Origin of the sequence: Streptomyces sp. NPDC059398, from assembly GCF_042751845.1 — a bacterium.
Classification (GTDB): Bacteria; Actinomycetota; Actinomycetes; order Streptomycetales; family Streptomycetaceae; genus Streptomyces.
In genome coordinates, this window is sequence record NZ_JBHYWP010000143.1 from 6314 (window position 1) to 16849 (window position 10536).

Annotated in this window: 8 protein-coding genes and 1 tRNA gene; 3 read left to right on the forward strand and 6 right to left on the reverse strand. The window is 67.7% G+C overall.

Annotated elements, in window-relative coordinates:
• Both ACFXBC_RS32985 and ACFXBC_RS32990 read left to right on the forward strand, forming a co-directional pair.
• Window positions 1-1036, forward strand: a 1036-nt coding sequence (locus ACFXBC_RS32985) for a class E sortase (RefSeq protein WP_385033052.1), incomplete at its 5' end; no start/stop codon positions are given.
• A 29-nt stretch (window positions 1037-1065) separates the two neighbouring features.
• A complete protein-coding gene (locus tag ACFXBC_RS32990) occupies window positions 1066-1797 on the forward strand; it encodes a class E sortase (protein ID WP_385033055.1) in 732 nt (243 codons plus the stop codon).
• A 193-nt stretch (window positions 1798-1990) separates the two neighbouring features.
• Here ACFXBC_RS32990 and pknB read toward each other — a convergent pair whose 3' ends face one another.
• From pknB to ACFXBC_RS33020, 6 genes are all read right to left on the reverse strand, one after another.
• The gene (pknB, locus tag ACFXBC_RS32995) at window positions 1991-4003 is read right to left on the reverse strand and encodes a Stk1 family PASTA domain-containing Ser/Thr kinase (RefSeq protein WP_385033058.1); all 2013 of its coding nucleotides are present in this window, start codon (window positions 4001-4003) and stop codon (window positions 1991-1993) included.
• A gap of 163 nt (window positions 4004-4166) precedes the next feature.
• Entirely contained in the window at window positions 4167-5630 is a 1464-nt protein-coding gene (locus ACFXBC_RS33000; RefSeq protein ID WP_385033061.1) for a peptidoglycan D,D-transpeptidase FtsI family protein, read from the reverse strand.
• The gene (locus tag ACFXBC_RS33005) at window positions 5627-7036 is read right to left on the reverse strand and encodes an FtsW/RodA/SpoVE family cell cycle protein (RefSeq protein WP_385033064.1); all 1410 of its coding nucleotides are present in this window, start codon (window positions 7034-7036) and stop codon (window positions 5627-5629) included. The genes ACFXBC_RS33000 and ACFXBC_RS33005 overlap by 4 nt, the downstream gene beginning before the upstream one ends.
• Before the next feature lie 24 nt (window positions 7037-7060).
• Window positions 7061-8572, reverse strand: a complete 1512-nt coding sequence (locus tag ACFXBC_RS33010) for a PP2C family protein-serine/threonine phosphatase (protein WP_385033068.1) — start codon at window positions 8570-8572, stop codon at window positions 7061-7063.
• A gap of 130 nt (window positions 8573-8702) precedes the next feature.
• A complete protein-coding gene (locus ACFXBC_RS33015; RefSeq protein ID WP_385033071.1) occupies window positions 8703-9221 on the reverse strand; it encodes an FHA domain-containing protein in 519 nt (172 codons plus the stop codon).
• 10 nt (window positions 9222-9231) lie between these two features.
• Window positions 9232-10059 (reverse strand): FhaA domain-containing protein, encoded by an 828-nt coding sequence (locus ACFXBC_RS33020; protein ID WP_385033074.1) that lies wholly within the window; start codon window positions 10057-10059, stop codon window positions 9232-9234.
• A gap of 324 nt (window positions 10060-10383) precedes the next feature.
• Between ACFXBC_RS33020 and ACFXBC_RS33025 the strand changes: the two genes are divergently transcribed.
• A tRNA-Leu gene (locus ACFXBC_RS33025) sits at window positions 10384-10469 on the forward strand.
• Window positions 10470-10536 lie beyond the last annotated feature (67 nt).

Sequence of the window (10536 nt, forward strand, 5' to 3'; positions counted from 1 at the left end):
CGTCCGGCAGGCCCCGGCTCCGGCCTCCTCCCCGCAGCCGGCCCCGGCCCCGGCGCCCGACCAGGAGGGCAGCACGGCCGTGCTCCCCGTCATCCAGGACGACGGGGCATCGGCCCTCCCGAGTACCGGCGGCGCCGCAGCCCCGTCGTCATCCGAGGTGCCGTTCCCGTCGTCATCGTCCGCGGCCGATGACCGGCCTCCCGTGCCGACGACCGGCGGCCGTGCCGAGCGCCGCAGGGCGGCCAGAGGCCGGGGCCGTAGGAGCACCGCGCCCGCCGCCCCCGCCGAACCCGTCATCCCGGCCATCCCCCGCACCCGGATGGAGGCGCGCCTCGCGGCCCGCGCGCTCAAGGACAGCCCCGCGGTCATCGCCAGCCGGGCGATCGGCGAGATCTTCATCAGCCTCGGCGTGCTGATGCTGCTGTTCGTCACCTACCAGCTCTGGTGGACGAACGTACGTGCCCACCAGGAGGCCAACGGCACGGCCCACAGCCTCCAGGACAACTGGGCGAAGGGCGACGACAAGAAGGGCGCCCCCGGTGCCTTCGAGCCCGGACAGGGGTTCGCGATCATCCACATTCCCAAGCTGGACGTGGTCGTGCCGATCGCGGAGGGCGTCAGCAAGACCAAGGTGCTCGACCGCGGGATGGTCGGCCACTACAGCGAGGGCAAGCTCAAGACGGCGATGCCGTCGGCGAAGACGGGCAACTTCGCACTGGCGGGCCACCGCAACACCCACGGCGAACCGTTCCGCTACATCAACAAGCTCAAGGACGGCGACAAGGTCGTCGTCGAGACGCAGGACGACTACTACACGTACGAGGTGACGAGCCACCTCGCCCAGACGTCCCCGTCGAACGTGTCGGTGATCCAGCCGGTTCCGGTGGGATCCGGCTTCACCCGGCCGGGCCGCTACATCACGCTCACCACCTGCACCCCCGAGTTCACCAGTACGTACCGAATGGTCGTGTGGGGCAAGATGGTTGACGAACGGCCAAGGAGCAAGGGGATGCCCGAAGCCCTGACCGCAGGCTGAACGGTTACGGACAACAGGGGACAGGTGCGGTGGCATCGACGACCGAGCAGGACGAACAGACGACCACACCCCGTGCCCGCGGCGCCGGCCGAGGACCGATCGCGACCGCGGTCAGTCTCTTCGGCGAACTGCTCATCACGGCGGGTCTCGTGCTGGGGCTCTTCGTCGTCTACTCGCTGTGGTGGACGAATGTCGTGGCCGACCGGCACGCCGCCGCCCAGGGCCACAGGATCCGGGACAACTGGTCGCACGGCAGCTCCGGGCCCGGTGCCCTGAACACCAAGGACGGCATCGGCTTCCTCCACGTCCCGTCGATGAAGAACGGCGATGTGCTGGTCAGGCGGGGCACCGACACCAGCATCCTGAACGAGGGCGTCGCCGGGTACTACGTGAAGCCGGTCAAGGCGGGGCTCCCTTCCGACAGGACGGGCAACTTCGCACTGGCCGCGCACCGCGACGGGCACGGCGCCAAGTTCCACAACATCGACAAGGTGAAGACCGGCGATCCGGTCGTCTTCGAGACCAAGGACACCTGGTACATCTACAAGGTGTTCAGGGAGCTCCGGCAGACCTCGAAGTACAACGTCGACGTGCTCCAGCCGGTGCCCAAGGAGTCCGGCAAGAAGAAGCCGGGCCGCTACATCACGCTGACGACCTGCACCCCGGTCTACACCTCGCGCTACCGGTACATCGTGTGGGGCGAGCTGGAGCGTACGGAGAAGGTCGACGCGAAGCGCACCCCGCCGGCCGAGCTGCGCTGACCCCCGGCCGGGCGGGCCCCTGAAGCAACGACGCGGCGGCCCCCTCACCCTTCACGGCCGGACGAAGGGCGAAGCCCCGGCCCCAGCGGCTGGACTCCTTCCCAGGAGCCTTGCCGGGGGCGGGGGCTTCGCCCGTGCGTGGTGGTGCGGTAACCGTGACTGGTGGCTTGTGGCCGGTGCCCCGGTTCAGCCGTCAGTGCCAGCCGTCCAGGATCCCGCCGCCATCGTCGTTGTTGTTGTTACCGCCGTGGTTCCCGCGGCCGTTGCCGCCACCAAGCGTGGTGAGCGTCACGGTGGTGCTGCCCGGGTCGTCCTCCTGGGTGCCCACTCCGGGGTCGGCGCCGGTGACGATCGCGTTGTCGTCGCCGTTGCTGCCGCCCGCGACCTGGACGTTGGTGAAGCCTGCCTGGTTGAGGATCTGCTTCGCCTCGGACAGCTTCTTGCCCCTGACCTCGGGGACCGCGGTCGGCGCCGGTGACTCCTTGGCCTTGGCGACCGTCAGCGTGATCGTCGCGCCCTTCTTGGCCTGGCCCCCTGAAGGCGACTGGCTGATGACCGTGCCAGGGGGCTGTTCCGACTCCTGGTCGGCGGCCCGGGAGACCTGGAAGCCCGCGTCGGTCAGCTGCTTGGACGCGTCCTCGAAGGTGCGGCCCGTGACCGGAGGCACATCGACCTTGGTCGACTTCGCGATCTTGATCGTGACCTCGGAGCCCTTCTGGGCCGAGGTGTTGCCCTTCGGGGACTGGTCGAAGACCTTGCCCTCCTCGGATTCGGACTCGACCTGCTGCGGGTTCACCTTGAAGCCCTTGCTCTCAAGGAGCTGGGTGGCGTCGTCCTCGGTGTCGCCGTTGACGTTGGGCACGTCGACCTTCGGGGCGCCGGTGGACACGACGACCGAGACGGTGTCGCCCTGGTCCAGCTTGGAGCCGCCGAACTTCGGGTCCTGGCTGCAGACGGTGCCCTTCGCCGCGTTGTCGCAGGGCTTCCGGTCCGTGATGGAGAGCTTCAGCTTCGAGTTGGCGACCGAGTCCTTCGCCCTGTCCAGGGTCTCGCCGACGAGCTGCGGCACAGCGACCTTGCCGGAGTCGCCACCGCTGCCGCTGAACACCGCTTTGCCGATGAGGATCGCACCGACCAGCACCAGGACACCCGCCACGATCAGCAGGATCGTCGAAGTGTTGGACTTCTTCTGGGGGCGGCCCCGCCGGCGGTCGGGGCGGTCGTCGTAGCCGTCGTCCGGGTTGATCGGCGGCAGCATGGACGTCTGGCCGTCGGCCTGGTCCTGCTGCCGTATGGCGGCGGTGGGCTGCTCCGCGTCGTAACCGCCGTAGCCCGCCGCACCCATCGCCGCGGTCGCGGCGACCGGCTGGCCGTCCAGGCATGCCTCGATGTCGGCGCGCATCTCGTCGGCCGACTGGTAGCGGTAGTCGGGGTCCTTGACCAGGGCCTTGAGGACGATGGCGTCCATCTCGGGCGTGATCTCGGGATCGAAGTTGCTGGGCGCCTGGGGCTCTTCGCGTACGTGCTGATAGGCGACCGCGACCGGGGAGTCCCCGATGAATGGCGGCCGGACCGTCAGCAGTTCGTACAGCAGACAGCCGGTCGAGTACAGGTCGGAGCGGGCGTCGACCTGCTCGCCCTTGGCCTGCTCGGGGGAGAGGTACTGGGCCGTGCCGATCACCGCGGATGTCTGCGTCATCGTCATCCCGGAGTCGCCCATGGCGCGGGCGATACCGAAGTCCATGACCTTGACCTGGCCGGTGCGCGTCAGCATGACGTTGGCCGGTTTGATGTCACGGTGGACGATGCCGTTACGGTGCGAGTACTCCAGCGCCTGGAGGATGCCGATGGTCATCTCCAGGGTGCGCTCGGGCAGCAGCTTGCGGCCGGAGTGCAGGAGCTCCCTGAGCGTGGACCCGTCGACGTACTCCATCACGATGTACGGGATGGAGATGTTGTCCACATAGTCCTCGCCGGTGTCATAGACAGCGACGATCGCGGGGTGGTTGAGCGAGGCGGCCGACTGGGCCTCACGGCGGAACCGGGCCTGGAAGGACGGGTCGCGGGCGAGGTCAGCCCGCAGCGTCTTCACGGCGACGGTGCGGCCGAGCCGGGTGTCATGCGCGAGGTAGACCTCGGCCATGCCACCACGGCCGAGCACCGAGCCCAGCTCGTACCGGCCGCCGAGGCGACGCGGCTCTTCCATAGCTAATCCAGCCCTCTCCGTATGTCCCGACCGCACCCTGGGGTGGTCCGGCGGTGTGCTGTTCGCGGATACGCTACCGGCCACGGATGGATGATCGGGACGCGACCGTCAGCTGATACCGGACCGGTATCGCGCAGGTGTCGTGTGGCTTCCGTCACGGCCGTCACTTCTTGCTGTTGATGACGGCGGCCATGACGTTCTTGGCGATCGGGGCGGCGAGACCGCCACCGGAGATGTCCTGGCGGGAGGCGTCCGAGTCCTCGACGACGACGGCCACGGCGACCGGGGAACCCTGATCGGTCTTGGCGTACGAGATGAACCAGGCGTAGGGGTTACCGCTGTTGTTGATGCCGTTCTGCGCGGTACCGGTCTTGCCGCCGACGGTGACGCCAGGGATCTTCGCCATCGTGCCGGTGCCGTTCTCGACCACGCCCTCCATCATCTTCTGCACCATCTGAGCGTGCTCCTTGGTCAGGGGCTCGCTCTGCTTCTCCGGGTTGGTCTTGGCGACGGTGTCCAGGTTCGGAGCGGTGAGACGGTCGACCATGTACGGCTTCATCAGCGTGCCGTCGTTGGCCACGGCGGAGGCGACCATCGCCATCTGCAGCGGGGTGGCCGCGGTGTTGAACTGGCCGATCGAGGAGAGCGCGGTCTGCGCCTTGTCCATGTCCTTGGAGAAGACACTGGCGTTGGAGCGGGTGGGCGTGAACTGCTCACTGTTGAAGCCGAACTTCTCCGCCTCGGCACGCATCTTGTCGTCACCGAGGTCGGCGCCGATCTTGCCGAACACCGTGTTGCAGGAGACCTCCAGGGCCTTCACCAGCGTGGCGTTCTTGCAGGGCAGATTGCCCTCGTTGGGCAGGTCGTGGGTGGAGAGCGGCAGCCGCCAGGGCAGCGGGGACCTGGTCGGGGTGTCGACGCTGTCGTACAGGCCGTTCTCCAGGGCGGCCGACGCGGTCACCACCTTGAAGGCGGAGCCGGGCGGATACGTCTGGCGCAGCGCCCGGTTGAGCAGCGGCTCGTTCTTGTCGTCCTTGAGCTTGATGTAGTTCTTCGAGTCCGTGGTCGTGGAGTTGCCCGCGAACGTCGAGGGGTCGTACGAGGGCGTCGAGGCCATGGCGAGGATCGCGCCGGTCTTCGGGTCGAGCGCGGCCACGGCGCCCTTCTTGGTGCCGAGCCCCTTGTAGGCGGCCTTCTGGGCATCGGCGTTCAGCGTGGTGACGACATTGCCGCCCTGCTTCTTCTCGCCCGTGAACATGGAGAGCGTCCGGTCGAAGAAGAGCCGGTCGTCGTTGCCGGTCAGGATGGAGTCGTTCAGGTTCTCCAGCTGCGTCGCGCCGAACGCCTGCGAGGCGTAACCGGTGACGGGCGCCCACATGGGGCCGTCCTTCCAGGTGCGCTTGTACTTGAAATCGCTGCCATTGGTCTCCGTCGAGCCGGTGATGGCCTTCCCGTCGACGATGATGTCGCCGCGCTCGTGGGAGTAGCGCTCGATCTCGACGCGGCGGTTCTCCTTGCGGGAGTTGAGGCTGTCGGCCTGGACGTACTGGATCCAGTTGTCGCGCAGCAGCAGGGCGACGACGAGAAGACCGCAGAAGATCGCGATCCGGCGCAGGGGCTTGTTCACGGTCGGACCACCTGGGTCATCTCGGCGTCGGGGGACGGGGCGGGGGCCGGGGCCGGGCGCCTTGCGGTGTCGCTGATCCGGATCAGGATGCCGATCAGGGCCCAGTTGGCCAGTACGGAAGAGCCGCCGTACGCGATGAACGGCATGGTCATACCGGTGAGTGGGATGAGGCCCATGACACCACCGGCCACAACGAAGACCTGGATGGCGAAGGCGCTGGAAAGGCCGATGGCGAGGAGCTTGCCGAACGGGTCTCGCGCGGCCAGGGCAGTGCGCACACCACGCTCGACGATGAGGCCGTAGAGCACCAGGACGGCCATCATTCCGGCCAGGCCGAGTTCTTCGCCGACGGTGGCGAAGATGAAGTCGGAGTTCGCGGCGAAACCGATGAGGTCCGAGTGGCCCTGGCCGAGCCCGGTGCCGAGGGTTCCGCCCGATCCGAAGGCCATCAGGGACTGTGCCACCTGATCGCTCTGGGCCAGAGTCGCCTTGGAGAAAGGCGCCAGCCAGGCGTCAACGCGCTCTTGGACGTGAGGTTCGAACGTGGCCACACCGACCGCTCCGGCGGCGGACATGATCAGACCGAAGACGATCCAGCTGGTGCGCTCCGTCGCGACGTACAGCATGACGACGAAGAGGCCGAAGAAGAGCAGCGAGGTCCCGAGGTCCGTCTCGAAGACCAGGATGAGGATCGACATCGCCCAGATGACGAGGATCGGCCCGAGGTCACGGCCGCGCGGCAGATACAGCCCCATGAAGCGGCGGCTGGCCAGCGCAAGCGCATCGCGCTTCACCATGAGATAGCCGGAGAAGAAGACCGCGATGACGATCTTGGCGAACTCGCCGGGCTGAATGGTGAAAGAGCCGATGCTGATCCAGATCTTGGCACCGTTCACGGAGCGGAAGAACACCGGCAGGATCAGCAGGACCAGCGCCGTCACCATGGAGATGTAGGTGTAGCGCTGCAGGATCCGGTGGTCCTTGAGGAAAACGAGGACCACGACGAAGAGGGCGACACCGAGTGCCGAGTAGAGCAGCTGCTTCGGCGCGTCCGGGCTGAAGCCTCCGAAGGCGTACTTGGCCCGCTGGATCAGCCTGGGTGACTGGTCCAGGCGCCAGATGAGCGCCAGCCCGATGCCGTTCAGCAGGGTGGCCAGCGGCAGCAGCAGCGGATCGGCATAGCGCGCGAATTTACGCACCACGATGTGGCCGACGGCCGCGAGCAGCGAGAGCCCCGTCCCGTAACCGAGGATGCCCGCCGGCAGCGAGCCGTTGATCGCGAGGCCCACGTTGGCGTACGCGAAGACCGAGATGGCGACGGCGAACACCAGCAGGAGCAGCTCGGTGTTGCGGCGGCTCGGTGCTTCGATCGCGCCGATGGTGGTCGTGTTGGTGACAACGCTCATGGTGGTGAAAGGCCCCCTACGGCTCTACTGCTTACCGCACAGCGGGACCAGCTTCTGCTCATCCTCCGAGAGGCTGGGGCCGGGCGTGGGTGTGGCGCTGGGCTTGGGTTTCGTGGTGGTCCGGCTCTTGGAGGAAGAGGTGGAAGAGGTGGAAGAGAGGGTGCTCGACGTGCCGGTGGTCTTGCCCGTGTCCGTCTTCGGCTTGTTCTCGTCCTCGACCTTGCGGCGCTCGGCGTCCTTCTTGCAGGCGCCGGCCTGCTCGGCGAGTTCGCTGATCTTGCGCTTCGCCTGGCTGAGGTTGCCTTCCGTGATCGTCGAGTCGACCTGCTTGCGCTGGTACGGCGGCAGGTACTTGAGTTCGATCTCCGGGTGGTCCGTCTCGATCTTCGAGAGTTTGACCCAGGCGAGGTCCTGGCTGATGCCCTGGTAGAGCGCGACGTTCTGGTTGTTGGACCCGACGTAGTACTGGGTCTGGGTCCAGCGGTAACCGCCGTACAGCCCGCCGCCGATGACGGCGAGGGCGAGTACGACGAACAGCGACCGCTTGATCCACTTGCGGCCGCCGGACGGCTTGACGAAGTCCTCGTCGCTGTACGCACCGAACGTGCCGTCGGGGGTCCCGCCATAGCCGTCGCCGCTTCCGGGCGGGCCGAAGCCGCCCGGCGCGGGCGGCGGCACCTGGCGGCCGAGACCCGACGCCCGTCCGGCCGGGGTCTGCATGGCCCCGCCGTCATGCTGCGCCGCCTGGTTCTCGGCGACCGCGCCGACGACGACCGGGGTGTCGTTGAGCTGCCCGGCCAGGGTGTCGTTGGTGTCGGCGTCGAGCACATCGGCCACGATGCATGTGATGTTGTCGGGTCCGCCGCCGCGCAGGGCGAGCTGGATCAGATCCTGGATCGTCTCCTGGGGGCCCTGATAGCTGGCGAGGGTCTCCTCCATCGTCTGGTGCGAGACGACGCCGGAGAGCCCGTCGGAGCAGATCATGTAGCGGTCACCGGCCCGCACCTCCCGGATGGAGAGGTCCGGTTCGACATGCTCACCACTGCCCAGGGCGCGCATCAGCAGGGAGCGCTGCGGGTGGGTGGTGGCCTCCTCCTCGGTGATACGGCCCTCGTCAACGAGGCGCTGCACCCAGGTGTGGTCCTGGGTGATCTGTGTCAGGACGCCGTCCCGCAGCAGATAGGCGCGGGAGTCGCCGACATGCACGAGGCCAAGGCGCTGACCGGTCCAGAGAAGAGCGGTGAGCGTGGTGCCCATGCCTTCGAGCTGGGGGTCCTCCTCGACCATGATGCGGAGCTGGTCGTTGGCCCGCTGTACGGCGGTGCCGAGCGAGGTCAGGATGTCGGAGCCGGGGACGTCGTCGTCGAGGGTGACGAGCGTGGAGATGACCTCGGAGCTGGCGACCTCGCCCGCGGCCTGGCCGCCCATTCCGTCGGCGATGGCGAGGAGCCGGGGCCCGGCGTAACCCGAGTCCTCGTTCCCCTCGCGGATCATGCCCTTGTGCGATCCGGCGGCGAAGCGCAGGGACAGACTCATGCGCACCTCGCCTGTCGGCTCCGGGTACAACCGGTCTCGAGCCACACTGCCCACCCTCCGGTCGGGAGCGCGCCCCGGTCCGTTGCCGGAACCGGTGCGGCTCGCTCGCTCCGCTCGCTCATTGTCGTGACTACTTCCGCAGCTCGATGACGGTCTTGCCGATGCGGATCGGTGCGCCCAGCGGGATCGGTGTCGGGGTGGTCAGCCGGGTCCGGTCGAGATAGGTGCCGTTCGTCGAACCGAGGTCCTCGACGATCCACTGGCCGTCACGGTCGGGGTAGATCCTGGCATGCCTGCTCGACGCGTAGTCGTCGTCCAGCACGATGGTGGAATCATGTGCCCGGCCGAGCGTGACGGTCTGGCCCTGGAGCGCGACCGTGGTGCCGGTGAGGGACCCCTCGGACACGACGAGTTTGCTGGGCGCGCCCCGGCGCTGGCGGCCGGTGGCCGGCTGCTGCCGCTGCTGCGGCGGCGTGGCGGGCTGCCGCGCGGTCTGCGAGGGACGGGTGTCCGCGTTGCGGCGCGAGCCGCGTTGCGTGACGCGCGTCCCGAACAGATCGCTGCGGATGACCTGGACGGCCACGATCACGAACAGCCACAGAACAGCTAGAAAACCTAGCCGCATGACCGTCAGGGTCAGCTCTGACATTGCCCCCGCTTCACCCTTCGGCTTGCCGGTAAACGATGGTGGAATTGCCCACGACGATCCGCGAGCCGTCGCGGAGCGTAGCGCGGGTGGTGTGCTGTCCGTCTACCACGATGCCGTTGGTGGAACCGAGATCCTGGATCGTCGAGGGGGAACCGGCGCGGATCTCACAGTGCCGACGGGATACGCCGGGGTCGTCGATCCGCACATCGGCTTCGGTGCTGCGGCCGAGGACCAGGGTGGCGCGCGAGATCTGGTGGCGGGTGCCGTTGACCTCGATCCAGCGCCGGGTCTGGGTGCTCGGCATGGGCCCCGGAGCGGGTGCGCGGCCGGGTGCCGGGCGCTGGGCTCCGGGCGGGGGCCCGGCGGGCATGGGAGGGGCGGCGGCCGGCGGATAGCCGTAACCGCCCGCGTCCCGCTGGGGCTGGTGGGACGGAGGTGCGGCGGGTCCCTGCTGCTGGCTGGTGCTCGACGCGAGGGTGCGGCTGCGGACGCGGTAGAGACCGGTGTCCAGGTCTTCGGCCTTCTCCAGATGGACCTTGATCGGGCCCATGAAGGCGTACCGCTGCTGCTTGGCGTAGTCCCTGACCAGACCGGCGAGTTCGTCGCCGAGCTGTCCGGAGTACGGGCTGAGGCGCTCGTAGTCCGGTGTGCTCAGTTCGACGATGAAGTCGTTGGGGACGACGGTCCGCTCGCGGTTCCAGATCGTCGCGTTGTTGTCGCACTCGCGCTGGAGCGCACCGGCGATCTCGACGGGCTGGACCTCGGACTTGAACACCTTCGCGAAGGTGCCGTTGACCAGACCTTCGAGACGCTGCTCGAACTTCTTCATGACTCCCATGAGGCACCTCCTCCGACGTTGTCGTCCTGGTACTGCTTACTGATCGTATCCACGCACGGGGAAATCGGCTGGTTCCCCTTGTCTCCCCTGTGGATAAGTGTCACCTCTCACACGGATCGTAGAGGTGCCTCCTGACCAGTGTCCCGCACTCGGCGTGCACTGAGGAGGAGTGGGGGGAGGGCCGCCCCGTTCCACGGGGCGGGGCACCGGCCGTCTCTCCGTCCCCGGGGGAACGGATGTGAATCCACCCTGTCCAGCGTGCTAATCTTCGGATGTCGCCAGGCGGTCGCACAAACCAGTGAGAAGGCCTCGGATACACCACTTGCGCGAGTGGCGGAACGGCAGACGCGCTGGCTTCAGGTGCCAGTGTCCTTAGGGACGTGGGGGTTCAAATCCCCCCTCGCGCACCATCATCGGACACCGGTGAAGGTGTTCAGTATCACCACGGAACGGCCCGCATCAAGATATTGGTGAGGG

Excerpts from the sequence above, each read along its gene's own strand:
- pknB (WP_385033058.1), bottom strand. The coding sequence starts at position 4,003 with ATGGAAGAGCCGCGTCGCCTCGGCGGCCGGTACGAGCTGGGCTCGGTG.
- ACFXBC_RS33005 (WP_385033064.1), bottom strand. The coding sequence starts at position 7,036 with ATGAGCGTTGTCACCAACACGACCACCATCGGCGCGATCGAAGCACCG.
- ACFXBC_RS33010 (WP_385033068.1), bottom strand. The coding sequence starts at position 8,572 with ATGAGTCTGTCCCTGCGCTTCGCCGCCGGATCGCACAAGGGCATGATC.
- ACFXBC_RS33015 (WP_385033071.1), bottom strand. The coding sequence starts at position 9,221 with ATGTCAGAGCTGACCCTGACGGTCATGCGGCTAGGTTTTCTAGCTGTT.
- ACFXBC_RS33020 (WP_385033074.1), bottom strand. The coding sequence starts at position 10,059 with ATGGGAGTCATGAAGAAGTTCGAGCAGCGTCTCGAAGGTCTGGTCAAC.